This window comes from Agathobaculum sp. NTUH-O15-33 (assembly GCF_033193315.1).
GTDB lineage: Bacteria > Bacillota > Clostridia > Oscillospirales > Butyricicoccaceae > Agathobaculum > Agathobaculum faecihominis_A.
This window is the reverse complement of the sequence record NZ_CP136187.1, coordinates 216,022-240,238: the sequence shown is the minus strand read 5'-3', so window position 1 is coordinate 240,238 and position 24,217 is coordinate 216,022. Positions and strand designations below refer to the sequence as shown.

24 protein-coding genes and 1 pseudogene are annotated in these 24,217 nt (G+C 57.4%); 8 read left to right on the top strand and 17 right to left on the bottom strand.

Annotated features, from left to right (window positions below; translation table 11 throughout):
* Window positions 1-105: 105 nt before the first annotated feature.
* Entirely contained in the window at window positions 106-1,389 is a 1,284-nt protein-coding gene (locus RWV98_RS01205) for a helix-turn-helix domain-containing protein (RefSeq protein WP_317863232.1), read from the top strand.
* A 68-nt stretch (window positions 1,390-1,457) separates the two neighbouring features.
* Here the strand turns inward: RWV98_RS01205 and carB are convergent, their stop codons facing one another.
* The 4 genes from carB to pyrR form a co-directional block, all read right to left on the bottom strand.
* On the bottom strand, window positions 1,458-4,643 hold the full coding sequence (carB, locus tag RWV98_RS01200) for a carbamoyl-phosphate synthase large subunit (protein WP_280962715.1): 3,186 nt from the start codon (window positions 4,641-4,643) through the stop codon (window positions 1,458-1,460).
* Complete coding sequence (locus RWV98_RS01195; RefSeq protein ID WP_280962716.1) at window positions 4,643-5,740, bottom strand: carbamoyl phosphate synthase small subunit; 1,098 nt, start codon at window positions 5,738-5,740, stop codon at window positions 4,643-4,645. The genes carB and RWV98_RS01195 overlap by 1 nt, the downstream gene beginning before the upstream one ends.
* Before the next feature lie 64 nt (window positions 5,741-5,804).
* The gene (gene pyrF, locus RWV98_RS01190; RefSeq protein ID WP_280962717.1) at window positions 5,805-6,722 is read right to left on the bottom strand and encodes an orotidine-5'-phosphate decarboxylase; all 918 of its coding nucleotides are present in this window, start codon (window positions 6,720-6,722) and stop codon (window positions 5,805-5,807) included.
* A 32-nt stretch (window positions 6,723-6,754) separates the two neighbouring features.
* On the bottom strand, window positions 6,755-7,276 hold the full coding sequence (gene pyrR / locus RWV98_RS01185; RefSeq protein WP_280962718.1) for a bifunctional pyr operon transcriptional regulator/uracil phosphoribosyltransferase PyrR: 522 nt from the start codon (window positions 7,274-7,276) through the stop codon (window positions 6,755-6,757).
* Between the two features lie 352 nt (window positions 7,277-7,628).
* Here pyrR and RWV98_RS01180 point away from each other — a divergent pair, with 352 nt between their 5' ends.
* The 3 genes from RWV98_RS01180 (at window position 7,629) to RWV98_RS01170 (ending at window position 9,310) form a co-directional block, all read left to right on the top strand.
* Window positions 7,629-8,552: an AraC family transcriptional regulator gene (locus RWV98_RS01180; RefSeq protein WP_280962719.1), complete on the top strand. Its 924-nt coding sequence runs from the start codon at window positions 7,629-7,631 to the stop codon at window positions 8,550-8,552.
* Window positions 8,553-8,674: 122 nt separating this feature from the next.
* Window positions 8,675-8,914 (top strand): ribonuclease HII, encoded by a 240-nt coding sequence (locus RWV98_RS01175; protein ID WP_280962720.1) that lies wholly within the window; start codon window positions 8,675-8,677, stop codon window positions 8,912-8,914.
* 213 nt (window positions 8,915-9,127) lie between these two features.
* Window positions 9,128-9,310, top strand: coding sequence for a hypothetical protein (locus RWV98_RS01170; protein WP_280962721.1), 183 nt, complete (start codon window positions 9,128-9,130; stop codon window positions 9,308-9,310).
* A gap of 58 nt (window positions 9,311-9,368) precedes the next feature.
* On the opposite strand, the gene RWV98_RS01165 is transcribed toward RWV98_RS01170, so the two are convergent.
* From RWV98_RS01165 to RWV98_RS01125, 9 genes and pseudogenes are all read right to left on the bottom strand, one after another.
* Window positions 9,369-9,608: a hypothetical protein gene (locus RWV98_RS01165; RefSeq protein WP_280962722.1), complete on the bottom strand. Its 240-nt coding sequence runs from the start codon at window positions 9,606-9,608 to the stop codon at window positions 9,369-9,371.
* A gap of 731 nt (window positions 9,609-10,339) precedes the next feature.
* Window positions 10,340-11,359 (bottom strand): Gfo/Idh/MocA family oxidoreductase, encoded by a 1,020-nt coding sequence (locus RWV98_RS01160; protein ID WP_317863229.1) that lies wholly within the window; start codon window positions 11,357-11,359, stop codon window positions 10,340-10,342.
* 54 nt (window positions 11,360-11,413) lie between these two features.
* Window positions 11,414-11,548, bottom strand: a complete 135-nt coding sequence (locus RWV98_RS01155) for a hypothetical protein (protein ID WP_280962724.1) — start codon at window positions 11,546-11,548, stop codon at window positions 11,414-11,416.
* On the bottom strand, window positions 11,532-12,392 hold the full coding sequence (locus RWV98_RS01150; protein WP_280962725.1) for a helix-turn-helix domain-containing protein: 861 nt from the start codon (window positions 12,390-12,392) through the stop codon (window positions 11,532-11,534). Before RWV98_RS01150 ends, RWV98_RS01155 begins: the two co-directional genes overlap by 17 nt.
* 154 nt (window positions 12,393-12,546) lie before the next feature.
* Complete coding sequence (nagA, locus tag RWV98_RS01145; protein ID WP_280962726.1) at window positions 12,547-13,656, bottom strand: N-acetylglucosamine-6-phosphate deacetylase; 1,110 nt, start codon at window positions 13,654-13,656, stop codon at window positions 12,547-12,549.
* Between the two features lie 22 nt (window positions 13,657-13,678).
* The gene (gene nagB, locus RWV98_RS01140) at window positions 13,679-14,416 is read right to left on the bottom strand and encodes a glucosamine-6-phosphate deaminase (protein ID WP_280962727.1); all 738 of its coding nucleotides are present in this window, start codon (window positions 14,414-14,416) and stop codon (window positions 13,679-13,681) included.
* Between the two features lie 100 nt (window positions 14,417-14,516).
* Window positions 14,517-15,965 (bottom strand): annotated as a pseudogene (gene nagE, locus RWV98_RS01135) (N-acetylglucosamine-specific PTS transporter subunit IIBC).
* A 138-nt stretch (window positions 15,966-16,103) separates the two neighbouring features.
* The gene (locus tag RWV98_RS01130; protein ID WP_280962729.1) at window positions 16,104-16,361 is read right to left on the bottom strand and encodes an HPr family phosphocarrier protein; all 258 of its coding nucleotides are present in this window, start codon (window positions 16,359-16,361) and stop codon (window positions 16,104-16,106) included.
* 29 nt (window positions 16,362-16,390) lie between these two features.
* Entirely contained in the window at window positions 16,391-16,888 is a 498-nt protein-coding gene (locus RWV98_RS01125) for a PTS sugar transporter subunit IIA (RefSeq protein ID WP_317863225.1), read from the bottom strand.
* A gap of 376 nt (window positions 16,889-17,264) precedes the next feature.
* On the opposite strand from RWV98_RS01125, the gene RWV98_RS01120 reads away from it, so the two are divergent.
* On the top strand, window positions 17,265-17,618 hold the full coding sequence (locus RWV98_RS01120) for an LPS biosynthesis protein (RefSeq protein WP_317863223.1): 354 nt from the start codon (window positions 17,265-17,267) through the stop codon (window positions 17,616-17,618).
* 52 nt (window positions 17,619-17,670) lie between these two features.
* On the opposite strand, the gene RWV98_RS01115 is transcribed toward RWV98_RS01120, so the two are convergent.
* The 3 genes from RWV98_RS01115 to RWV98_RS01105 all read right to left on the bottom strand — a co-directional run bounded on the left by RWV98_RS01115 (window position 17,671) and on the right by RWV98_RS01105 (window position 19,920).
* Window positions 17,671-18,351 carry a PspA/IM30 family protein gene (locus RWV98_RS01115; protein WP_317863221.1) on the bottom strand — a complete coding sequence of 227 codons (681 nt, stop codon included), beginning with the start codon at window positions 18,349-18,351 and terminating at the stop codon, window positions 17,671-17,673.
* Window positions 18,352-18,416: 65 nt separating this feature from the next.
* Complete coding sequence (locus tag RWV98_RS01110) at window positions 18,417-19,499, bottom strand: hypothetical protein (protein ID WP_317863219.1); 1,083 nt, start codon at window positions 19,497-19,499, stop codon at window positions 18,417-18,419.
* Between the two features lie 28 nt (window positions 19,500-19,527).
* Window positions 19,528-19,920 (bottom strand): CBS domain-containing protein, encoded by a 393-nt coding sequence (locus tag RWV98_RS01105; RefSeq protein WP_280962733.1) that lies wholly within the window; start codon window positions 19,918-19,920, stop codon window positions 19,528-19,530.
* Between the two features lie 262 nt (window positions 19,921-20,182).
* On the opposite strand from RWV98_RS01105, the gene RWV98_RS01100 reads away from it, so the two are divergent.
* The 3 genes from RWV98_RS01100 to RWV98_RS01090 all read left to right on the top strand — a co-directional run bounded on the left by RWV98_RS01100 (window position 20,183) and on the right by RWV98_RS01090 (window position 23,008).
* Entirely contained in the window at window positions 20,183-21,202 is a 1,020-nt protein-coding gene (locus RWV98_RS01100) for an ABC transporter substrate-binding protein (RefSeq protein ID WP_317863217.1), read from the top strand.
* A 119-nt stretch (window positions 21,203-21,321) separates the two neighbouring features.
* Window positions 21,322-22,236 carry an ABC transporter permease gene (locus tag RWV98_RS01095; protein WP_280962735.1) on the top strand — a complete coding sequence of 305 codons (915 nt, stop codon included), beginning with the start codon at window positions 21,322-21,324 and terminating at the stop codon, window positions 22,234-22,236.
* Window positions 22,229-23,008: an ABC transporter ATP-binding protein gene (locus RWV98_RS01090; protein WP_280962736.1), complete on the top strand. Its 780-nt coding sequence runs from the start codon at window positions 22,229-22,231 to the stop codon at window positions 23,006-23,008. The genes RWV98_RS01095 and RWV98_RS01090 overlap by 8 nt, the downstream gene beginning before the upstream one ends.
* A 283-nt stretch (window positions 23,009-23,291) precedes the next feature.
* Here the strand turns inward: RWV98_RS01090 and RWV98_RS01085 are convergent, their stop codons facing one another.
* Window positions 23,292-24,161, bottom strand: coding sequence for a tyrosine-type recombinase/integrase (locus RWV98_RS01085; RefSeq protein ID WP_317863214.1), 870 nt, complete (start codon window positions 24,159-24,161; stop codon window positions 23,292-23,294).
* Window positions 24,162-24,217 lie beyond the last annotated feature (56 nt).

Here is a 24,217-nt window from a genome sequence, read left to right as displayed (position 1 = left end):
ATTTTGGGCGCACTCTACCAACAGTGGAGTGCGCTCCATTTGCGTTCGGTTGCCAAAAAGCGGCGGATAGGGTATTATAAAAGCACGAAAAGAGAGGTGAGCCATATGACCGCACTAGAAACCGGACGACTGATTGCCGCGCGCCGCAAGGCGCTTGGTCTTACGCAAAAGGAGCTTGCGGAGCGGCTGCTCGTATCCGACAAGGCCGTGAGCAAATGGGAGACCGGCGGCAGCTTTCCAGAAGTGACGCTGCTCCCCTCGCTTGCCGAAACGCTGGGACTGTCGGTCGACGCGCTGCTCGCCGGGGAGCCGGTGGATTCCGGCAGCGCGCCCGCGCCGTCCGCCAGCCAACTCGCGGCATTGGTACAAGATCAGATCAATAGCGCGGACGACCGTTTGCTGCTGGCGGGCATTGCCGCCCTTCTGCTGGAAGTGATCGCGCTTGCCACCAGAGGCCCGATACATTTGGCGTTTTTGCTGTTTACGCCGTTTCTTTTTTTCGGCGTTATTCTTTGGCATAGCCGCCGGTTGCAGCAAATCGCCCGCTTGCATACGGTCAATACGGCTGTTTCATGCCGCCGCGAAAAGCTGCTGTGCGGGGTATGTATCGCGGCTGTCGCTTCGACCTTCTTGTATCAAATCCTGTTTTACCGTTCAGGTCTGCTTGAACAGCTGTTTTATTCCATACCGACCGGCAGCTACACCCATTTAACGATCAACGCCGCGTATGAGTACTTGTTTCTTTCTTGCTGCTCCATCATGCTTTTTGTCCTTATCCCGCTGGCGCTGCTCTACCGCCGCCTTTCTTCCAAAACACCCGCGCTTATCTGGCGCATACACGCAGCGAGCTTTCTTTTGACCATGGCGGGCGGCGTGTTGATTGCCTATGACCGCGCCAGCGTATCCGTACAGGGCAAGGCCTTTGCCGCCCAGCATGAAGCCGCTTTTCAGGCGGTACACGGACAGTTGATCCAGCGCTTTCCCGGCTTGCATCCATGGCTGCTTCCTCTGTATACAGGGCTTGCGGCGCTAACCGTGCTCGCACTGGCCGTTTATGCGATACGCCGCAAACGTTTTCGTTTTTTGGTCCCCGCCGCCGTGTGCGCTTTGCAAAACATTCTTTGGTTGTGGGCCGCGCAAACCTACCTGACCGCACAATGGGCCAAAGGCGTGACCACCTTTATTGAGCCAAAACTAGATTTTTTCTTGTCTTTTTCCAATTTAAGCTTTGCTTTTTTAATGTCGCTTTTCATCACGCTTCTAGCCATATTGCTGCCGCCCATTTGGGCGGAGCGAAAAAAAACCTCCCTTGAGACGCATCAAGGGAGGTTCTTTTTATTCAAGCGGACACGCCGTTTTTTTCGATCAGAATCATCACTTCATCGATGATCGGTTCGGGATCCATGTGATAATGCAAAAACAGGAAGCAGGCAACGCTGCTTCCTGTTTTCTCCGATTTAAATCGTGTTGATGTCCACCATTTCGCAATTTTCGATCTTCACGTCGCCTTCCAGACAGCGCAGCAGCGCGGAGGCCGTGTCAATGCTGGTCAGGCACGGAATGGCGCGCTCTACCGCCGTGCGGCGGATATGCACCGAGCCAAGCTCCGGGTGGCGGCCCTTGACGGAGGATGCGATGACATAGTCGATCTTGCCCGATTCGATCAAATCGATAATGTTCGGGCCGGGCTCGTCCACGTTGCGCACCGCGTTGGTCGCGACCATGTGGCGGTTGAGCACGTTGGCGGTGCCGCTCGTCGCGTAGATCTCAAAGCCAAGGGCTTCAAAACGTTCGCCGATGCGGATGGCTTCCTGCTTGTCCGAATCGCGCACCGAGATCAGCACGGCGCCCTTCTTCTTCATCTGGAAGCTCGCGCCGATCAGGCCCTTGAGCAACGCCTCGCGGAACGAGGTGGATACGCCCAGCACCTCGCCGGTGGATTTCATTTCCGGCCCAAGCTGGGTATCGAGATCGCGCAGCTTCTGGAAGGAGAACACCGGCACCTTAACGGCGTAGTGGTCGCTTTCCGGGTGCAGGCCGGTGCCGCAGCCCATGTCCTTCAGCTTTTCGCCGAACATGCAGCGCGTCGCAAGGTCTACCATGGGCACGCCCGTCACCTTCGAGATATACGGCACGGTACGAGAGGAACGCGGGTTGACCTCGATCACGTAGACCTCGTCGTTATACAGAACGAACTGGATATTGACCAGACCGAGTACCGCGAGCGACTTGGCCAGCGCCTCGGTATAGCGGATAATGGTCTCCTTATGCTTGGGCTCTATGGTGATGGACGGATAAACGGAGATCGAGTCGCCCGAGTGAACGCCCGCGCGCTCCATATGCTCCATGATGCCGGGGATGAGGATCTCATCGCCGTCGCAGATGGCGTCGACCTCGATCTCGCGGCCCATCATGTACTTATCGACCAGCACCGGATTTTCCACCTTGTTGCGGGTGATGACCTGCATGAATTCGCGCACGTCCTCTTCCTTGTACGCGATTTCCATGCCCTGTCCGCCGAGCACGTAGGAGGGACGGACGAGTACCGGATAGCCCAGCTCATCCGCGGCCTTTACCGCTTCTTCCTCGGTCATGACGGTATGACCCGCCGGGCGCGGGATGCCGCAGTTTTCGAGGATCACGTCGAACTTCTCACGGTCCTCCGCCGCATCGATCGACCACGCGGGCGTGCCGAGGATCGGTACGCCGAGCGATTCGATATGCGCCGCAAGGTTGATGGCCGTCTGTCCGCCGAACTGCACGATCGCGTAATCCGGCTTTTCCGCGTTCACCACGCCGGTAACGTCCTCCGGCGTCAGGGGCTCGAAATACAGGCGGTCGGCCGTGTCAAAGTCGGTGGATACGGTTTCCGGGTTATTATTGATGATGACGGTCTCGCAGCCAAGCGCCTTCAGCGCCCACACCGCGTGCACCGAGCAGTAGTCAAATTCGATGCCCTGACCGATACGGATCGGGCCGGAGCCGAGAACCAGCACCTTTTTCTTGCCCGTGGCGGGCTTTACCTCGGTCTCCTCATCATAGGTGGAGTAATAGTAGGGGGTCTCGGCCTCGAACTCGGCGGCGCAGGTGTCTACCGTTTTGTAAACGGGCAGGCGCTTGACAGCCGAAATATCCTTACCGGAAAGCTCTTCGATCGTCTTATCGAGGAAGCCCATCTTCTTGGCGCGCAGATAAAGCGCGGAATCGATCGTATCGGCAGCGGCGATCGCCTTTTCCATTTCGACGATGTTCCAGAACTTGTGCAGGAACCATGTGTCGATCGTGGTGATGCGGTGCACGTCCTCGATGGACAGAATGCCGCGGCGGAACGCCTCGCAGATGTGGAACAGGCGCTGGTCGTCCGTGGTGGCGACGCCCTTTTCAATCTCCGCGTCGCTCTTCGCGCGCAGATGGGGCATGATCATGCTGTTCATCTTGATCTCGCAGCCGCGCACGGCCTTCATCATCGCGCCCTCGAACGAATTGTCGATCGCCATGACCTCGCCGGTGGCCTTCATCTGCGTGCCGAGCGTATTGTCCGCGTAAACGAATTTATCAAACGGCCAGCGCGGGAACTTGACCACGCAATAGTCGATCGTCGGCTCGAAGCAGGCCTTGGTCTTGCCGGTAACGGCGTTCATGATCTCGTCCAGACCGTAGCCGATCGCGATCTTGGCGGTCACCTTGGCGATCGGGTACCCGGTGGCCTTGGACGCGAGCGCGGACGAACGGGATACGCGGGGATTGACCTCGATCACAGCGTACTCGAACGATTCCGGGTTCAGCGCGTACTGCACGTTGCAGCCGCCCTCGATGCCCAACTCCGTAATGATGTTGAGCGCGGAGGTGCGCAACATCTGGTATTCCTTGTCACACAGCGTCTGGCTGGGCGCGACGACGACCGAGTCGCCGGTGTGCACGCCGACCGGGTCGACGTTTTCCATATTACAAATGGTAATGGCGTTGCCCTTGGCGTCGCGCATGACCTCGTACTCGATTTCCTTCCAGCCGGAGATGCACTTTTCGACCAGAATTTCGTCCACACGCGAATACATGATGCCGGACGCGGCGATCTCGCGCAGCTGCTCCCAGCTATAAGCGATGCCGCCGCCCGTGCCGCCGAGCGTATACGCCGGGCGGATGATAACGGGCAGGCCGATCTCGCGCGTGAAATCCACCGCGTCCTCGACCGTGTGCACAACCTTGGAGGCGATGCACGGCTCGCCGATCTTCTCCATCGTATCCTTGAACAGCTGGCGGTCCTCGGCCTTGGCGATGGTATCCGGCTTGGCGCCCAAAAGCTTGACGTTCATTTTATCGAGGAAGCCGCTTTCGCACAGCTCCATCGCAAGGTTCAGACCGGTCTGTCCGCCCAGATTGGGCAGCAGGCTGTCCGGCCGTTCCTTCTTGATGATCTCCTGCACGGCTTCCACGGTCATGGGTTCGATATAGACCTTGTCCGCCATGGCTTTGTCGGTCATGATGGTTGCGGGGTTGGAGTTGACGAGCACGACCTCCAGCCCTTCCTCGCGCAGCGCGCGGCAGGCCTGCGTGCCCGCGTAGTCGAACTCGGCCGCCTGACCGATGACGATCGGGCCGGAGCCCAGCACCATTACCTTATGAATATCCTTGCGCAGCGGCATTAGCGGCAGCCCCCTTTCGCTTGATCGATGTTTTCGATGAACAGATCGAACAGATAGCTCGTGTCCATCGGCCCGGGGCATACCTCGGGGTGGTACTGTACGGTGAAGACCGGACGGCCGACATGCTCGATGCCTTCCACCGTGCCGTCGTTCAGGTTGACGTAGCGCACGCGGGCGACCGCCGGGTCGACCGATTCACCCACGACCGCGTAGCCGTGGTTCTGCGAGGTGATATAGGTGCGGTCGCGGTCGATATCCTTTACCGGATGGTTGACGCCGCGGTGGCCGTACTTGAGCTTTTCCGTCTTCGCGCCGATGGCGAGCGCCAACAGCTGGTGGCCCAGACAGATGCCGAAAACAGGCAGGCCGGTTTCGAGCAGATGGCGAAGGTTTTCGACAACATCAACGTTCTCCGCCGGGTCGCCGGGGCCGTTCGAGAGCATGACCGCGTCAAAGCCCTGTTTGACCAGCTCTTCCGCCGGGGTGAGCGCCGGGATGGTGGTCACTTCGCAGCCGCGCTTTTGCAGCTCGCGCTCGATGTTATACTTTACGCCGTAGTCATACAGGGCGATGCGGTACTTGGTTTCGCCCTCGGCCGGGTAAACGGTCGAATCCTCGCAGGTGACGGCTTTTACCGCGTCCTTTACCACATAGGCTTTCATTTCGGCGATCGTCTGCTCGGAGGGCTCAAAGCCCTCCGTGTAGATGATGCCGTTCATCACGCCGCTCGAACGCAGCAGGCGGGTCAGCCGCCGGGTATCGATGCCCTGCAGGCCGACGACCTTCTGCTCCTTTAGGTATTCGTCCAGCGTCATCTTGCAGCGCCAGTTGGACGGATACTCCGCGATCTCGCGCATGATAAAACCGGAGACCCAGCTTTTGCGGGATTCATAGTCTTCAAAATTGATGCCGTAGTTGCCGATCATCGGATAGGTCATGGTGACGATCTGGCCGTAATAGGAAGGATCGGTCAGAACCTCCTGATAGCCCGCCATGCCGGTGTTGAATACGACCTCGCCAATGCTTTGGCCTTCGTAACCGACGCTCGTGCCTTCCAGCAAAGTGCCGTCGGCAAGCAGTAAAAACGCTTTTTTCAAGTGCTAATCACTCCTATTTTTTATCTGATTCCTGCCATCCCCACAAAAAGAGGCAAATGGGAATTTACTTGATTGCCGCGACGATCTCATCGCGCATGCGGATCGCTTCGGCGCGGGCGGCTTCCTTGTAATCGTCGCCGCCGTTTCCGGTCTTTTTCCACGCGCACATGATGCCGCGCGACGAATTGACGATCGCGCCTAGGCCGTCGTCGTTAAAGGCGTTTGCAATGTCCTTCGCGGTCGCGCCCTGCGCGCCGTAGCCCGGCACGAGGAAATAGCTCTTGGGCAGCGTTTCGCGAACGATCTTCTGCTCCTCCGGGTAGGTCGCGCCGACCACCGCGCCGATCTGGCTGTAACCGCAGGGGGCAACCAAACCTTCGCCCCACTTGGCCACCATTTCAGCCATGCGCGCGTAAAGCGGCCTGCCCTCCATATCGCGGTTTTGCAGCTCGCCGGAGGAAGGGTTCGAGGTCTTGACCAGAATGAACAGGCTCTTTTCCCGCTCGCGGCACTCCTTGAGGAACGGCTCGATGCCGTCCGTGCCGAGGTAGCCGTTTACCGTGGCCGAATCGCAGCCGTACGGCGCGATCTCGGTATCGCCCACGCGGGTCTTGCCCAAATAAGCTTCGGCGTAGGCCGTGGCCGTCGCGCCGATATCGTTTCGCTTGATATCGCCGATCACGTACATGCCCTTGGCGTGCGCGTAGTCGATGGTCTCCTTCAGCGCCATCGCGCCGTAGGAGCCGAGCAGCTCATAATAAGCGGCCTGCGGCTTGACGGCGGGAACGATGTCGCACAGCGCGTCGATCAGGCCGCAGTTAAAAGCGACGACGCTTTCGGCGGCGGCGCGCAGGGTCTCGCCGTGCAGCATCATATTGCGGCTCGAGATATGCGGCGGGATGTACTCGAGACGGGCGTCCAGCCCGGCGACGGTGGGGTTGCCTTTTTCTTTGATCTTCTCTACCAAAGTTTCAATAGACATGTGCTGCACTCCTTTTCCAGCGGTTGATAGGCTTACAGAATGGTGACGATATCCTCCCCATCGACCTCGGTGACGCGCACGCGGACGCGTTCTTCCTTGGCCGTGGGCAGGTTTTTGCCGATATAGTCGGGCCGGATGGGGATTTCGCGGTGTCCCCTATCGATCAATACGGCGAGCTGGATGCGGCCCGCGCGGCCCAGATAGGACACGGCCTCGATCGCGGCGCGCACCGTGCGGCCCGTATAGAGCACATCGTCCACGATGATGACGGTCGCGTTCTCGACCCGGCGGTCCGGCTCGGGCAGGGGCAGGTCGCGGCGGGGCTTGTCGTCCCGCCACGGGGTCACGTCCAGCTCGATCACGGGCGGTGCGGCGCCCTCTACCTCGCGCAGCTTGTCGGCGATACGGCGGGCCAGATAAACGCCCCGCGTGCGCACGCCGGCGAGCAGCACGCCTTCCGTGCCGCGATTTTTCTCCACGATCTCGTAGGCAATGCGTGTGAGCGCCCGGCGCACACCGTCGGCATCCATAATGACAGCTTTTTGTTCGGGCATGCTGCGCCCCCTTTCCTAAAAATGCAAAAAAGCTTTCTGCCAATAGCAGAAAGCCGCACAAAAACGCCAGCTATCCCTTTGTAGAGAGACCGGGCGCGCACTGATTTTCTGCCTTGGCGAACTCGCGGGTTGCACCTTAAAGGCGGATTGTTATCGTTATTATATCCTATGCGGGCGATTTTGTAAACAGCCGAAACGACAAAACAATCTTGTTTTTTGTGCCAGAAATAGTGAAATACACCGACAAGTCCGCAGGACGGGTTTCTAAACACTGTATATGCAATCCTATTGTCCCGCAAGGAGAAATAGACTATACTGAATATAAGTTAACACACGGTTAGGAGGGCGCACTTTGAAAAGCGTACACAGCCTGCAATATAAAAACGCAAATAAGGAAGAGTATCTGCCGGGCCGCACGGCGGAATTCCCCTATATCGCCTCCTACTGCGAACTGGACAAGTACATTGGCCGAGTCGTGCCTTGGCATTGGCACAAGGAGGTCGAACTGTTCTACGTAAAAAGCGGCACAGTGGAATACTTCACGCCCAAAGGGAAGACCGTGTTCCCCACCGGTTCGGGCGGCATTCTCAATTCCAACGTGCTCCATACCACCAGACCGCAGGACGGACCGGATGAAACCATTCAGCTCTTGCATATTTTTGATCCCTCGCTGATCGGCGGTCAGCAGGGCTGCCGGATCGAGCAGAAATTTGTCACGCCGCTGATCACCGCCCAGCAAGTCGAACTGATCCGCCTGTCCGCGGACGACCCCGCACAGGCGCGCACGATCCAGATGATCCTAGATTCATTCGATATCGCACCGGAGGAGCCCACTTATGAGATCAAGCTGCGCGCGGCGTTATCAGAAATCTGGTGCCGGTTGCTGGAGCTCGCGCAGCCTTTGCTCCAAGAAAAAGGGAAATATGATAAAACCAACGAAAAGCTGCGCGTGATGATGATCTATATCCATGAGCATTTTTCAGAAAAACTACCCATTGCGCAAATCGCCGCCTCGGCCTTTGTCAGCGAACGCGAGTGTTTCCGCGCCTTTCAGCAGTACCTGCATATGACGCCCGCGGAATACCTGAAAAGCTACCGCCTGCAAAAGGCGTGTCACATGCTGGCAAGGAGCCGGGAATCGATCACCGCGATCTGCCACGCCTGCGGCCTTGGCAGCAGCAGCTATTTTGGCAAGACCTTCCGCGAAAGCATTGGCTGTACGCCGCTGGAATATCGGCGCAAATGGCAGGATTACGATATTACTGGGCAGGAATAATATATTTTTAAAGAAAAGATTGCACTATACTGATATCAACAAAGGTGATAGGGCAATCGACGATACGCTGCCAGACGCGGTCACCTTAGGGTGGCCGCTTTTTTATGGAACGGAGGTGCGCTATGTTTCATCTGAGTATTTTCAATTTGAAGGGCTTTTTCCAAACAGTGGACCGCTGCACCGGCGCCGTCTATCTTGTGTGTCCGGACGGCAGCAAAAAGGATATCAACAAGCAATTTGATTTACAGCAAAGCTTACAGCGGCAGTTTTTTGAAAATAAGCGGTATTTGCGCCTTTGTCTGGATGTGCCGGGCGTCAGCGATTATTTGAGCGTCGTCTGTTTTTCCCTTGGCGATTATTAAATTCGATCCCATCCATATTTTCATCATAAGGGAGCCCGGCTGCTGCACAGCCGGGCTTTCCCCATGCCGTGAAGCGATCATTTTTTGTTAATTTTTCCACTCCGTTTATGCAATTTTTGTTCTTCCGCCGCGGCGCGTAAATTCTCAGCCGATTCGGGCAAACTGAATATGCAGCACCAAGTGAATCTATTTTTTGAAAGGCGGCAGACGAATATGCGAGTTTCTCCCTTTATTTCCGGCATTGCCACCGGCGCGGTGGCAGGCGCGGTCGTTTCGATGGTAGCGGCAGGCGCGATGCTCAACCCCTCGATCCGACGCAGCGTTCAGCACACGGCCCACAAGGCCGAGCACGCCATGCAGCACGCGGCTAAGAACGTGAACCAGATGATCGGCTAAAGTTTCCCCCTCTTCGCCCGCAAAACAGCCCGCTGCGTTTGCAGCGGGCTGTTTTGCTTTATTTTTCCTTGTCTGTTTGCTGTTTATACAGAGTCAAGATCCATAGAACACAGTCCCGCCGTTCCTTCGCCGTTTGGATGTATTCCTCGATCTGCGCCTGCGATAGCTTTTCCCCCTTACACATTTCATCCGCCAGATCAATGTTATCGATCAGCCAATAAACTCCTTTCTGCATCCATTCAGGCAAAGTTCTCATTTTTTCAAGGATCTTTTCAATCGCTTTTTCTTTGGAATCCATCGATTTTTCCTCCTTATATTGTATCACTATGTAATGCACTACTATTCTACACCAAGCGACCTGTAAATCGTGGAATGCATACATTCCAAAGGAAAATTTATTTTTAACTGTCCGTGACAAATGCGGCATCCGCCGCGCATTTCATCGCGGGCGAAGCGAGCCGCCTACGGTTGCGTTCCCTCACGCCGCGGACGGCCGAGTGGGGTCACTCGGCCCTACGAGAGGTGCGTGTTTTCCCCTTACCAGAAGCGGCTGACATTGCGCGAACGCACGTTTCTTTGGAGGCTCGCTACGCTCGCAATATCATGCGCGGCAGCAGCCGCGAAGGAACGTCGCGCCGCCCGGCGCGGGGGCAAAGGGGAAGGAACAACCATCCGGTTTTTCCTTCCCCCTTGACCTCCATTCTTTTCCCTTACTCTTGTATGGGGCGGCGCAAGCCGCCTTTTTGTTTTGCATGCGAGTTGCTGCGTGCCATACCGGGTGCCTAGGGATTCAGTGGATGGGTTGCTCCGCTCGGCCGAACCGGCCTGTTTGGTGCGCCCACAGTGGTTGACGCTTCGTTCTCGGCGCGCCGAGAACGTGGGAATCACTTGTTCGCGGCGGTGCGAACCGCTGGGATGTAGGGCGGGACGCCTCGGCCCGCCGCGTTTTATGGCGAGCGAAGCGAGCCGCCAAAAGAAAAAGCGCCCGGAACCGAAGTTCCGGGCGCTTTCCCATGTGATCGACAGTTTTTAGCGGATCGGCAGCATCTTGCCGGTCTCGAAGGATTCCTTGCAGCGGTAGGCGGCTTCGGATACGGCGGTGCCGTCGTATACGGTCAGGTCGGCGGGCTTGGTGCCGTTCTTGACATGGCCGACAAACGCGGTCATTTCGGCAACGAAAGCCTCGTGCCAGCGGCTCATGAAGTCCGGGTAGTACTCCTCGCGCGAGCCGTGCTCGTCGACGATGTTCAGCAGATTCTGCGCGCCGACGTTCGCAATGCGCAGCGTGCCCTTGGTGCCGATGATCTCGGTCTCCACGTTGGAGCCGGCGGCGTGGGTGCGGTTGGTGAACATAAAGCCCATTGCGCCGTTATCGCACTGTACGGTGGCGCAGGCGTTGTCCGCGTCGTTCAGTTCCTTGTAAAGGTCGAATTCGAACACGCTGCCGATCGCCCATACGTTCTTGATGTCCGAGCCGGTGAACCAACGGATCAGATCGATATCATGCACGCACATATCCAGATACTGGCCGCCGGAGTGCGGCGCGAACTTAAGCGTGGATTCGATCGTGGAGCGGGGGTCCTGCGTGTAGGAACGAACCAGCACGACCTTGCCGATGTCGCCGTTATCGATACGGCGCTTGGCGTCCGCGTAGGACTTATCAAAGCGGCGCATGAAGCCGAGCTGGAAGATCAGGTCGGGATGGGCGGCGACAACCTTCTCCGCATCCTTGCACTGCGCTACGTCGGTGCCGAGCGGCTTTTCGCAGAATACATGCTTGCCGTACTTCATTGCGGTCTCGATCTGCTGGGTGTGCAGGAAGGAGGGGGTGACGATCGCGACGGCGTCCAGCTCCGGGTTCTTGCACATCTCTTCAAAATCGGTATAAGTATTCGCAACGCCCAGCTCCTCGGCCACTTCCTTTACGCGCTTTTCATCGGCATCGCAAATTGCGGCGAGCTCGCAGCCCGGCACCTGTGTGGCAAGGTTGCAGGCGTGCTCATAACCCAGGCGACCCAGACCGACCGAACCAATCTTTACTGTTTTCATCATGCATTCTCCTTTAAACTCTCGTTCTCTCTCCGGGGCCTCTCTCCCAGCCCCTTAACTTGTCTTTATTGTACTGCCGCACAGGCGAAAAAAATAGAGCATTCTTGCTTTTTGATAGAAAAATAGCGCCGCTGGAACACCCGTCTCCGGCGGCGCTATTTCATAAACTTCCTTAATCTTGCGATTCATGCACCACATACTCCCGGCGGAAGGTGCGCGGCGACATGCCGACCGCCTTGGAAAACTGAGCGTTGAAGTGGCTGGGGTTGTCATACCCGACGACCGCGGCAATGCGCGTGACGGGCAGATCGGTGGTAATGAGCAGGGTCTGCGCTTCGCCCACGCGGCGGCGCAATACATATTGCAGCGGCGAGTAGCCGGTGACCTGCTTGAACACATGCGATAAGTAATATGGGCTGACGCGCAGGCTGTCCGCCAGCGCTTGCAGAGAAAAATCCTCCGCGAAGTGCGCGTCGATATAATCCTTGATGCGGCGGGACAGCGCGTTTTCATCCGCCGTGCGCCCCGCGTTCTCGCCGCCGAGATACTGCCGCACAACGGATAAAAGCGCCATGAGCAGGTGATGGCTGCCGTCCTCGTTCCCGGCCTTGAGTTCGTCAAACAGCAAAGCGTACAGCCGTTCCAGCCGCACGGTTTGCGCCTCGGTCAAGCGGTAGACGGGCGAAGCGTCATCCCTTGTCAGCGCGTTTTCGCGCAGGCCGGGCACCGCGAGGCCGCCGAACGCTAGGCTGTAGCTTGCGATCTTTGCATCCGGCCCGGAGCGTTCGTCGTGCACCACGCCGCTGTTATAAATGAATAGGTCGCCCCGCCGCGCTTCGTACGCGACGCCGCCGACCGAGTAAACGCTTTCGCCGCCGCAGATCAGCACGACCTCGACCAAATCCTTATGCGCGTGCATGACGCGCGGGTGGACGCTGGCCTCGGCTTCCGTCCGGCTGACACTAAACAAACGCGGCATGCCCGGGAGCCCGAATACCGGCTCGTATTCCTTTTTGACAAAGCATTGGATCACAGGGCGCCCTCCCATCCTTCTTAATGAATTTATCGTATCACAACCGCGTGCCGCCGGTCAAGAGAGGAAAACGAAAGGCAAGAGGGCGCCGCAGGTGAACTGCCCCTGTCAAGTAGACAGGGGGGCAGTTCAGAGCGGCGCCCTCAAAATTGTTCTATAGCAGTTGTCCGCGCAGCATGATCGAATGCACGTTCAATTCATCGTCTAAAAAGACGACGTTGGCAAGCCGCCCGGGTTCCAGCGAGCCATAATCGTGCTCTACGCCGATGGCTCTGGCCGGGTTGAGGGCCGCCGAACGCACGGCTTCGCCGAGCGGAATGCCCATCTTTACCGCACTGCGTACACAGTTTAGCAAATTGGTGGCCGAACCGGCGATGGTACCGTCGTGCAGGGTGGCAAGGTTGCCCCGCACCGTGACCGCCTGCCCGCCAAGCGAATATTCGCCGTCCTCCAGACCGGTGGCCATCATGCTGTCTGAAATCAGAATGACCCGGCCCGCGAACATCTTGAACGTTTGCCGAACGACCGACGGGTGCACATGCACGCCGTCCGCGATCAGTTCAACCGCGACCGCGTCGTTGTCCGCCGCCGCGCCGATTACGCCGGGCGCGCGGTGTGAAAAGGGCGGCATGGCGTTCCACAAGTGCGTTACCTGCCGCGCGCCAAGGCGAAACGCTTCGGAGGTCGTTTCATAATCCGCTTCGGTGTGCGCGATGGACAAGCGAACCTCAGACGCGAGCGCCTCGATCGTTTCCATCGCGTGCGGAATCTCCGGCGCAAGATCGCACAGCTTGAACAGACCGTTCGCCTTCTTTTGCAGGCGGCGGAACATTTCCGCGTCCGGTTCGTGCAGGTAGGCCGCGTTTTGCGCGCCTTTTTTTGCCTCCGAAATAAACGGACCCTCCATATTGATGCCGACCAGCGCCGCGTCCTGCGCCTCGACCCGATAGGTCGCGGCGGCTTCGGCAATGCCGGCCAGCTTTTCCTCCGGATAGGTCATGGTTGCCGGGCAGATCGCCGCCACGCCGTTCTGCGCCTGATAGCGCGCGATGGCGGAGATCGCCTCGTACGTGCCGTCGCAGAAGTCATAGCCGACACAGCCGTGGAAATGAACGTCCACTAAGCCGGGGATCGCGGTCAGGCCGTCCATATCGGCGGCTTCGGCCGAAGGCTCGCCGGACGCGATCCGATCGCCGGAAATACTCAGGCCGCCGTGTACGAACGTTCCGTCCGGCTGAAAAACTTTCAGATTTTTAAATTCCATGCGGATGACTCCTTCATTCCTCTTAGAGCAGATCGCGGCATTTGGCCAGCGCCGCTTCGTCCACGACCGCGACGACGTCCGGGTGCAGCTGGAGAATGGATGCGGGCACGCGGGGCGTGACCGGGCCGAAGAACGCTTCGCGCACGATATCCGCCTTGTTTTCGCCCGAAACGATGATCAGGACCTTACGCGCCGCCATGATGGTGCCGATGCCCATCGTGTAAGCCTGACGCGGCACATCGTCCGCGGAGGCAAAGAACCGCTTGTTGGCTTCAATGGTGGATTCCGTCAGATCGACACAGTGGGTGTCCTTCGGGAATTCGTCGGCCGGTTCGTTAAAGCCGATGTGGCCGTTCAGACCCATGCCCAGCAGCTGTAAATCCACGCCGCCGGCGGCGCGCACCGCGGCTTCGTAGGAAGCGCAGGCGTTATCCGCGTCCGGGTCGGAGCCGTCCGGCACATGGACGCGATCCTTCGGTACGTTGATCGAATCGAACAGGTGCTTGTGCATGAAGTAGTGATAGCTCTGGTCGTGGTCGGCGGTCAGGCCGCGGTACTCGTCCAGATTAAAGGTGGTAACGCCCGAAAAGTCCAAATCGCCCGCCTGATAGCCTTTTACCAGCTCTTCATACAGGCCGATCGGCGAAGAGCCGGTCGCCAGACCGAGCACGCAGTTCGGCTTTAAAATGACCTGCGCCGCGATGACATTTGCCGCTTTGCGGCTGAGTTCGTTATAGTCTTTTGCACAAATGATCTTCATTATTCCACACCTCATCCATTTCTAAAAAATAATGACGCGGAAGGCGAGCGTCGCCGCCCGCCTTCCGCACACTCCCCCGTGTGAGGGAGCATTCCTACTTTTACTTAAGCATCTTGGCCATTTCGTCGGCTACGAACTGTACCTTGGTGCCTACAATAACCTGAACCGAAGTCTTGGACGGACGCATAACGCCCGCTACGCCGGCAGCCTTGATCTTCTTTTCATCGACCGCGGTGTAATCCTTTACTTCGAGGCGCAGGCGGGTGATGCAGTTGTCGAGGCTTACGACATTGTCCTTGCCGCCAAGGCCTTCGAGAATCTGCGCCGCAACAGCGGTGAAATCGTTGTTCGCCAGAACAGCCTTGGTCTCGTCTTCATCATCGTCATCCTCACGGCCGGGGGTCTTGAGGTTGAACTTGGTGATAACGACGCGGAACACAAAGTAGTAGACGATAGCGACCACGATGCCGATCGGGATGATCATCCAAGTGTTCTGCGCCAGAGGCGTGAACGAGGAGAGCACCAAGTCAACAACGCCGCCCGAGAACGAGAAGCCCGCTCGAACCGGGAACATAACGGTGATCGCGCCGGAGATGCCGGCCAGCAGCGCATGCACAACATACAGGCCGGGAGCGAGGAACATGAACGAGAACTCGATCGGCTCGGTAACGCCGGAGACGAAGGAGCAGATCGCGGCTGCGAACAGCAGGCCGTAAGCGATCTTTTTCTTGTTCGGCTTGGCGGTGTGGTACATTGCCAAGCAGGCTGCGGGCAGGCCGAACATCATGAACGGGAAGAAGCCGGTCATATACATACCGGTCTGTCCGGCTACGCCGGTGCCGGCCCAGAAGTTGCCCAGATCGTTGATACCGGCAACGTCAAACCAGAAGACCGAGTTGAGCGCGTGGTGCAGGCCGACCGGAATGAGCAGACGGTTGAGGAACGTGTAAATGCCAACGCCGACAGCGCCAAGACCCATGATGCTTTCGCCGACCCAAACGAGTGCGTTGTAAACGACCGGCCAGACGAAGAACAAAACGAGTGCCGCAACGATCGAAACGACCGCCGTGACGATAGCGACGCAGCGCTTGCCCGAGAAGAACGACAGCGCGTCGGGCAGCTTGGTGGATTTGAACTTGTTGTAGCACATCGCGCCGATGATACCGGCAACGATACCGATAAACTGGTTGTTGACCTTGGAGAACGCAGCGTCCGCCTCCACGCCCTTGATAATGGATACAAAGGCCGGATTGAGCAGCTGCTGGATCATCAATCAGGAAACCAGACCGGCCAGAGCCGACGTGCCTTCGTGGTCGTCCGACATGCCGACCGCGACACCGATCGCGAACAGGATCGGCATGTTGTCAATCAGCGCACCGCCAGCTTTCACCAGGAACAGACCAATCATGGCCAGAGCGCCCGTGATATCGCCGCCCTGCATGGTACCCGGCGATAGAGCGTAGCCAATGCCCATCAAAATGCCTGCAACGGGCAGACACGCGACAGGCAGCATCAGCGATTTGCCGAGCTTCTGCAATTTTTTCATCATAAGGATTTCCCCTCCTCTTTTTTACCGCCCTCCGGCGGCTCGGTCAATGTGTATGCGGCAGGGGCGGCCTTAGCCGATAGGCGCCCGCGCCGACGTTCCACCGTTTCCGGATGCCCCGCAAACGGATTGAAACCTTTTTTACAGGTTCTTTCTGAGGAACAGCTCCATCGCATCGGCGGCGGCTTCCTCATCCGGCCCTTCGACCGTGACGCGGATCAGGTCGCCCTGCTTGGCGCCCATGCTCATCACGCCCATGATGCGCTTCGCGTCGACTTCTTTCTTGGGGGATGCGATCATGATCTTGGATTCAAACTTCGCGGCTTCCTTGACCAGCAGCCCCGCCGGACGCGCGTGGATGCCCAGCTCGTCGGTGATCGTGTACTCAAATGTTTTCATATTGTTTCATTTCCTTTCTCGCGGTTATTTTACTTTTTCAGCGTCAGCAGCGGCGCGCCCGCTTCCACGGGACCCGGGTCGGCCGCCTTCACAGCACTGTACGCATCCGAATTGCAGATAATGACCGGCGTTACGATATCGTAGCCTGCCGCTTTGATCGCCTCGGGGTCAAATTCGATCAGCGTATCGCCCGTTTTGACCTTATCGCCCGCCTTGCAGCAGGCCTTGTAGTGTTCGCCCTTGAGCTGCACGGTGTCGAGGCCCACGTGGATGAGCACCTCGGCCCCGTCGTCCGTGGTCATGCTGACCGCGTGGCCGGTATCGAACATCACGTCGATCGTGCCGTCCGCCGGCGCTGTGATGCGGCCCTCAGCCGGTACAACGGCCGCGCCCTGACCCAGAATGCCCTGCGCGAACGTCGGGTCGGCCACGTCGGAAAGCGGAACGATCTTTCCCTTTACCGGAGAAGCAATCACCATGCCGCCACCGGCGCCGCCCATCAATTTTTCCTTTAATTTACCAAACATTTCATCACCCTTTTTCTGACGAGTATGTCCTACGCACCGTAGGAATATGCCCAAAAATAAAAAGAACCAAATTTCTGCGGATACGATTCACCTATAATAGGCCCATCGTTTCGCGAAATTTGGTTTTGCCCGCCGAAGCGGTAACAATCCAACTGACTTTTCGGATTCTTGTTCACTTGTTGTTTTTATTGTAACAAACCGTTCACATTTATGCAAGACGGTTTTCACCGTCAAACCGTTAGAAATTATGACCAGTTTTTCGTCATTTTACACAAATGAACGCATCGGCCCCGAACCTTGGCGCGCCGCGCTTGACGAGAGCGACCCTATTTGCTATGCTAAAAAGACAAAAACCGACGGAAAGAAGGAATTTCCCATGCAAATTGACGGCAACGAGCTGGCGATTCAGCAAAACGAACTTGACCGCCAAGGCTTTAAAGAAGAAGCCCTCAAGATCAAACGCGAATTTTTAAAGCAGGTGCGCGAGGCGGGCGACCACTGTCCCTGTAAGGAAGCGTGTCCGCACCACGGCAACTGTTTCGAGTGCGTGACCGTCCACCGCGGGCACCGCGACCACCTGCCGCTTTGCATGTGGGATATGGTGAACGAGCGAATCGCCGCGCTGAGCCATATGACCGAGGGCTCGCTCCGCGCCTACGAGGACCGCAAGGCCGCCGAAGCCGCCTCCGCCTGCGACAGCTGCGAATGCTGCGCCGGCTGCAAGGAATAAAAGGAAAAAGCCGCTTCCGAAACACTCGGAAGCGGCTTTTTACAACTATGATTTACAGTCCCATGTCCTTTTTGAGCTTTTCCAGCTCCGCGTCGACCGAGGCGGAAGCGCCGGAGGCCGCGTATTTGGCCTCTAGCGCGGCGGCTTCGTCCACCGGCTTCTGGTTCAGCTCGCTCATCGCGTTGGCCCGGTCGAGCATTTGATCGGCCTTGCGCTCCATACGGTCAAACGCGTTCATCGCGCCCGCGGCCTTATCAGCCGAAGAGGCATACCCGTTTACCTTTTCCTGCGTCTTGGCGACCGCGACCTTGGCCTTAATCATCTCGCGGCGGCTGTTCAGGTTTTCGATATCGCCCACCAGCTTATCGTGCATCTGGCGCATTTTCTGCGCGTTTTCATGCGCGGCGTCATAGGTCGCCTTCAGGCTGGCCGATTTGCCCTCCAACTGCTGCTTTTTGCCGAGGAAGGTGCGTGCATCGCCCTCGTTGCCGGCGGCGAGCGCCTTGCGGGCAAGGTCGTCGTACTTCTTTACCTCTACCTCGTTATCCTCCACCATGCGGCGGGTGCGCGCTTCCTCCGCCATCACGCCCGCGGTTTCCCGCTTGACCTCGGCCAGATTTTCCGTCAGGTCGCGCAGGTACTGATCGATCATCTTGGCGGGGTCCTCCGCCTTATCCAAAAGGTCGTTGATATTTGCCTTGATAATGTCGGTGAAACGCTCTAAAATGCCCATTTTTTGTTTCCTCCATTCGGTTTATATCATGAATGCCGCATACATAACACGGCGCTTGGAATGCCTTACGGGTCCTTTTTATCCTCGTATTTTTTAGCCAAATCCTCGATATCCTTATCGCCGAATTTTTCAAGCGGCGTTTTCAGGATCTCCTCGGCCCGCTTTTGCTCGCGCTCGCGCGCTTCGCGCATTTTTTTGCCCCAAAGGTACAGCAGCGCCGCCACGATCACCACCGCCAGACACACGGCCACAACCGGCAGCGGGGATTTCTGCACGGTCATGATGCGCTCGCCCGTTTTTTCAAAAACAAGGCTGAACATGCGATCTTCATCGCCCTGCGGAATATCCGAATAATAGTAGCGGTCCATGTAGTCGGCCAGAATGCCGATGGCTTCATCGTCCAAAACAGATTTGGCCTGCGCGCCGATGGTGTAGCCGCAGTTGTACGAGCCCCTATCGTCGTCAGCGAAGACGAGCAGGAAATGCGCCGTATCGGTGAACAGCTCGTCGTATAGTTTTTCAGAGCGCTCCGTCAGACTGGCGACCGTTGCGCCGGGATCCGCCGGCAGAATGTACAAATAAGGCTGTATGCCGGTCTTCTCATAAAAGGCCTTCATGCCGCTTTCCAGCTCGCGCCCGTTTCTGATCCACCCGGCTTCATCGGTATAATAGCCGGTCTCCTGCACCGCGCCCGCGGGAAGCGGTTCGCGGGCGACTGTACTTTTGGCGATATCGCTGCCGCCGCCAGCCGTGCCGCGCATAAAAAATCCAATGACCATAAACAGCACAACGACCGCGATAAAAATACCGACTGCCGTGCCGCAGCCGGGCCCACAGCCGCCACCGCCGCCATTATTGTTCTGGTTCCCTCCGCCGCCACCGCCGCCTTCATAGCGGCGGGAGTTGTTGACAAAGATCGGTCCTGTACGGATGCCGCCAAAGCCGCCGTATCCGCCGGTGGAACGGCCGCCCGTGGGCCTGCCGCCGCCCGAGCGCCCGCCGCCGGAAAAGCCCCCGCCAAAGCCGCCGCCGGACCGTCCGCCGCCGGAAAAACCGCCGGAACGGCCCCCGCCGGAAAAGCCCCCGGAGCGGCCGCCGCCCGAGAAGCCGCCGCCGGAATGGCCGCCTCCGCCGCCTGATCTGCCCATTGTTTTATCCCCCTAAGTATTTGGATGTTTACTTTTTCTGCCCGCGCAGATATTGCAGCACATCGTGCCGGGTGACGATACCGCTGAACATACCGCGCCCATCCGCGACGGGCACAAAGTTCTGCTCGGTCACCAGATCGACCAAATCCTCCATGCGCGCGTCGATGCTGACGGTGCGGTGGCATACGCGCCGTTCGATCTGCCCGACGGTGATCTGGTCGAGCTCCTCCGGGGTAAAGTGCAGCACCGCGCGAAGGAAATCCCCTTCGTTGATCGTGCCCACGTATAGCCCCTTGTGATCAATCACGGGGATTGCGGTAAAACCGCTTTCCAGCATATCCGTCATGGCCTGCCGCACGGTGCAGTCCTCAAATAAGTACGAGACCTCGCCCTTGGGCTTGAGGAAAAAGGAAATGTTCATTGACGAAACCACCACTTTCCTGAATACAGGTATTCTATTCTATTTATAACCTTTTATCATTGTACGACAGCGAAGCAAAAGGGTCAATCGTTTCCCGGCAAGATTGATAGTTTATTTACAATTCACCGGCAGTTTCTTGGGCAAGGTGCCGCCAAAAAAATTTCCTGTACGCTTGACCTTTTCCCTTTTAACTGCTAAAATGTAAAAGTCAGAACCGGAAGGTTCGATCACAAAGCATTTTTGCAAGGAAAGGGTTTTTGACATGAAGAAAAGATTTCTGGCTGCCCTGATGTGCGGCGCCATGGCGCTCAGCCTCACCGCCTGCGGTTCCGGCGGCGATCAGCCGGGGGCTGACGACACGAATCCCCCTGCCGAAGGGCAGACGACCGGCGGCAAATCCTTTAACATAGGTATTTGCCAGCTTTTGCAGCATGATGCGCTCGATGCCGCCACCAAAGGTTTTCAGGATAAGCTGACCGAGCTGGCTCAGGCCGATGGCAATGAAGTAAAGTTCGATTACAAAAACGCTTCAAACGACGTGCCGACCTGCTCGACCATCATCAACGGGTTTGTATCCTCCAACGTGGACCTGATCCTTGCCAACGCGTCTCCGGCTCTGTCGGCGGCGGCCTCGGCAACAGATACGATCCCGATCCTCGGCACCTCAATCACGGATTACGGTACTGCCCTTGATATGGACTGGACGGGCACCAGCGGCCGCAACATCTCCGGTACCGCCGACCTAGCTCCGTTGGACGAGCAGGCCGCCATGCTGCACGAGCTGTTCCCGGACGCTAAGAATGTCGGCTTGCTGTACTGTTCGAGCGAAGCCAACTCCGCCTACCAGATCAGCGTCATCCAGCCGATTCTGGAGGAAATGGGCTACACGTGCACCGTTTACACGTTCTCTGATTCGAACGATCTCGCTTCGGTCGCAACGAATATGGTAAGCGCCAGCGATGTGATCTACGTGCCGACCGATAATACGGTTGCCGGCAATACGGAGATCATCAAAAACATCACGCTTCCGGCCAAGGTTCCGGTCGTCGCCGGCGAAGAAGGCATTTGCAAGGGTTGCGGCGTTGCTACGCTGTCGATCAGCTATGACGAGCTGGGCCGTGTAACCGGTGAGATGGCCTACGATATCCTCGTAAATGGCGCTGATATCTCTACCATGGAAGTGAAATTCAGCCCTACCTTTACGAAAAAGTATAACAAGGCGATCTGCGACGAGCTGGGCATCACCATTCCGGACGGCTACGAGCCCACGGAGGAAGCCTGATCCCCGCGGTACCTTCAATTACCGACGAATGAAAAAAGAGTGGAAAAGGGCTTCCCTTTTCCACTCTTTTTCGTTATAATTAAAATATCTGTACGCATTTAACAATACCGTTTGGGGGAATGAAAGTGAATGTTCTCAACCTGCTCAATGCACTGCCGGGCGCGGTTGCTCAGGGCCTGATCTGGGGCATCATGGCTATCGGCGTATTCATTACGTACAAGGTGCTCGATGTGGCCGACCTGACCGTGGACGGCTCGATCACCACAGGCGGCGCAACCTGCATTATGCTTATGTTCGCGGGCTTTCCCGTGTGGGCGGCTATGCTCGGTGCATTTTTGGCCGGCCTGATCGCCGGCTGTATCACCGGTCTTTTGCACACGTTTATGGGTATTCCCGCGCTTCTTGCCGGCATATTGACCCAGCTTTCGCTTTACTCGATTAATTTGCGGATCCTAGGGGCTGCAAACAAGGCAATCAGCGTTGATAAATATCCGCTGATCGTGTCGCTCCGCTACATCACCCAGTCTATTTTAGTGGTAACCGTGTTCGTCGTTGTGATCATCGCGCTGCTTTATTGGTTCTTCGGCACGGCGCTTGGCTGTTCGATCCGCGCCACAGGCGCCAATCCCAACATGAGCCGCGCACAGGGCATTAACGTTAACCACAACAAGGTATTTGGCCTGATGGTCTCCAACGGTCTGGTTGCGCTTGCAGGTTCTTTGCTTGCGCAGTACTCGGGCTTTGCCGATGTTAAAATGGGCACGGGCGCGATCGTGATCGGACTAGCCGCCGTTATCATCGGCGATGTCATATTCGGCAGAATATTTCGCAACTTTGCGCTCAAACTGCTCAGTGTCGTTTTCGGCGCCATCATATACTATCTGGTCATTCAAATCGTTCTGTGGCTGGGCCTAAACGCGGATGATTTGAAGTTGTTGTCCGCGCTGGTCGTCGCGATATTCCTTGCTATCCCTTACTGGAAGGGCAAATATTTCAGCAAGGCCGCAAAGAAGGGGGACAAGACCGATGCTTGAGCTGCAAAATATTCATAAAACCTTTAACGCAGGTACAATCAATGAAAAGAAGGCGATCGACGGCCTGAACCTGACGCTCCAGCCCGGTGATTTTGTCACGGTGATCGGCGGCAACGGCGCGGGCAAGTCCACCATACTGAACCTGATCGCGGGCGTGTTCCCGGTCGATCAAGGACTGATCCGCCTAAACGGGTTTAATCTCACCGGCCTGCCCGAGCACAAGCGCGCGCGCCATTTGGGCCGTGTGTTTCAGGACCCCATGATGGGCACGGCGGCCACCATGGGCATCGAAGAAAATCTGGCGCTCGCCTACCGGCGCGGCAAACGCCGCGGTCTGGGCAGCGGCATTTCAAACGCCGAGCGCGAAATATACCGTGAAAAACTAGCCACGCTGGGTCTCGGTCTGGAGGACCGCTTGACCAGCAAGGTCGGTCTGCTCTCTGGCGGCCAGCGGCAAGCGCTGACCCTGCTGATGGCGACGCTGCAAAAGCCCGACCTGCTGCTGCTGGACGAACATACCGCCGCGCTCGACCCTAAGACCGCCGACAAGGTTTTGCAGCTAACCGACGAGATCGTCGCGCGCGACCAGCTCACCACCTTAATGGTCACGCATAACATGAAAAACGCCATCCAGTACGGCAACCGCCTGATCATGATGGACGCCGGCCGGGTCGTCGTGGACATCGCGGGCGAGGAAAAGAAAAATCTTTCCGTACGCGATCTGCTGGAAAAGTTCAATATCGAGAACGACCGCATGCTTTTAAGCGAATAACGCAACACCAGCCCTGAACGGCGCGCTTCGGCGCGCCGTTTCAGACTGTCAAAAAACTATTTTGACAGTCTGTCGATCGAAACAAAGCCCCATTTCGATCGAGTATTCCGGCTTCTGCGCGCGCCTTTTAGGCACACTTGAAGTCGGTTTGTATAAAATCCGAGATACATGCTCCCGGATTTTATGGATTTTGCTTTTTCGGCAAAATCCTATTATATGCGCGCTGCGGCGCGTGGAGGTTCTTTGACAAGCTGGAACGGCGCGCTTCGGCGCGCCGTTTGTTTTAATGTTCTATTTCCCTTTCTCGGTTTTCCAGTTCCCGCCTTTCTATCACCAGACCGAGCGCGTTGACGCGTTTTTCCTGTTCCTCGCCGCTAGTCGCGGTGTAGATACGGGTGGTATCGACCGAGCTATGGCCGAGCAAGTCGGCCAAATGCGCCAAATCGCGATCCGTATCGTAATAGGTGCGGGCAAACAGGTGACGCAGGTTGTGCGGAAACACCTTATGCGGGTCGACGCCCGCCGAACGGCACAGGCGCTTCATCGTGTTCCAAATATTCGAGCGATCCATCGGCAGGCCGTACCGGGTGATAAACACCGGGCCGCCCGTTAAGTGCTTGCTCTCCGCATAGCGCAGCAGCGCGCTGCACAAGCTGCGGGGCAGGAATACCACGCGCGTTTTGCCCTTGAGCCTAACGGAGGCGCGCCCAGCGCGCGCCGCTTCCACGGTGATGTAGCACAGTTCGGATATGCGGATGCCGGTCGCTCCGAGCGTTTGCAGCAGCAGGTATACCCTACTGTTCCGGCGGCCCGATGCAACATACAGCAGGCGCAGATAATCCTTTCGCGTCAACTCGCGGTCGGGCGGTAAAAACGCTTTGCGCTGCGTCTTGAGCGGCCGCACGCGGCAGTCGTGCCGCTCCATAAACGCCAGCAGGCCGTTTACCGCCGCCAGCATGGAATTGACGCTGGAGGCCGCGTATCTCGCGGTCAGTGTTTCCTTATAGGCGACGACCGCCGTTTTGTCCAGCTGCCGTTCTCCCATGAACGCCGCAAAGCTGCGCAGGTCGCGCCGGTATTTGGAGAGCGTCGCGGCGCTTCGTTCCGCCGCCGCCAATTTCTCAAGGTATGCTTCGATCTGTTCCGTTAACATGATTTTATTCCTCCGATGCATCTCTATTGTCGGCCAGCACAATACGCCGCTCAATC

Excerpts from the sequence above, each read along its gene's own strand:
- RWV98_RS01205 (WP_317863232.1), top strand. The coding sequence starts at position 106 with ATGACCGCACTAGAAACCGGACGACTGATTGCCGCGCGCCGCAAGGCG.
- carB (WP_280962715.1), bottom strand. The coding sequence starts at position 4,643 with ATGCCGCTGCGCAAGGATATTCATAAGGTAATGGTGCTGGGCTCCGGC.
- pyrF (WP_280962717.1), bottom strand. The coding sequence starts at position 6,722 with ATGTCTATTGAAACTTTGGTAGAGAAGATCAAAGAAAAAGGCAACCCC.
- pyrR (WP_280962718.1), bottom strand. The coding sequence starts at position 7,276 with ATGCCCGAACAAAAAGCTGTCATTATGGATGCCGACGGTGTGCGCCGG.
- RWV98_RS01175 (WP_280962720.1), top strand. The coding sequence starts at position 8,675 with ATGTTTCATCTGAGTATTTTCAATTTGAAGGGCTTTTTCCAAACAGTG.
- RWV98_RS01170 (WP_280962721.1), top strand. The coding sequence starts at position 9,128 with ATGCGAGTTTCTCCCTTTATTTCCGGCATTGCCACCGGCGCGGTGGCA.
- RWV98_RS01165 (WP_280962722.1), bottom strand. The coding sequence starts at position 9,608 with ATGGATTCCAAAGAAAAAGCGATTGAAAAGATCCTTGAAAAAATGAGA.
- RWV98_RS01160 (WP_317863229.1), bottom strand. The coding sequence starts at position 11,359 with ATGAAAACAGTAAAGATTGGTTCGGTCGGTCTGGGTCGCCTGGGTTAT.
- RWV98_RS01155 (WP_280962724.1), bottom strand. The coding sequence starts at position 11,548 with ATGAATCGCAAGATTAAGGAAGTTTATGAAATAGCGCCGCCGGAGACG.
- nagA (WP_280962726.1), bottom strand. The coding sequence starts at position 13,656 with ATGGAATTTAAAAATCTGAAAGTTTTTCAGCCGGACGGAACGTTCGTA.
- nagB (WP_280962727.1), bottom strand. The coding sequence starts at position 14,416 with ATGAAGATCATTTGTGCAAAAGACTATAACGAACTCAGCCGCAAAGCG.
- RWV98_RS01130 (WP_280962729.1), bottom strand. The coding sequence starts at position 16,361 with ATGAAAACATTTGAGTACACGATCACCGACGAGCTGGGCATCCACGCG.
- RWV98_RS01125 (WP_317863225.1), bottom strand. The coding sequence starts at position 16,888 with ATGTTTGGTAAATTAAAGGAAAAATTGATGGGCGGCGCCGGTGGCGGC.
- RWV98_RS01120 (WP_317863223.1), top strand. The coding sequence starts at position 17,265 with ATGCAAATTGACGGCAACGAGCTGGCGATTCAGCAAAACGAACTTGAC.
- RWV98_RS01115 (WP_317863221.1), bottom strand. The coding sequence starts at position 18,351 with ATGGGCATTTTAGAGCGTTTCACCGACATTATCAAGGCAAATATCAAC.
- RWV98_RS01110 (WP_317863219.1), bottom strand. The coding sequence starts at position 19,499 with ATGGGCAGATCAGGCGGCGGAGGCGGCCATTCCGGCGGCGGCTTCTCG.
- RWV98_RS01105 (WP_280962733.1), bottom strand. The coding sequence starts at position 19,920 with ATGAACATTTCCTTTTTCCTCAAGCCCAAGGGCGAGGTCTCGTACTTA.
- RWV98_RS01100 (WP_317863217.1), top strand. The coding sequence starts at position 20,183 with ATGAAGAAAAGATTTCTGGCTGCCCTGATGTGCGGCGCCATGGCGCTC.
- RWV98_RS01095 (WP_280962735.1), top strand. The coding sequence starts at position 21,322 with ATGAAAGTGAATGTTCTCAACCTGCTCAATGCACTGCCGGGCGCGGTT.
- RWV98_RS01090 (WP_280962736.1), top strand. The coding sequence starts at position 22,229 with ATGCTTGAGCTGCAAAATATTCATAAAACCTTTAACGCAGGTACAATC.
- RWV98_RS01085 (WP_317863214.1), bottom strand. The coding sequence starts at position 24,161 with ATGTTAACGGAACAGATCGAAGCATACCTTGAGAAATTGGCGGCGGCG.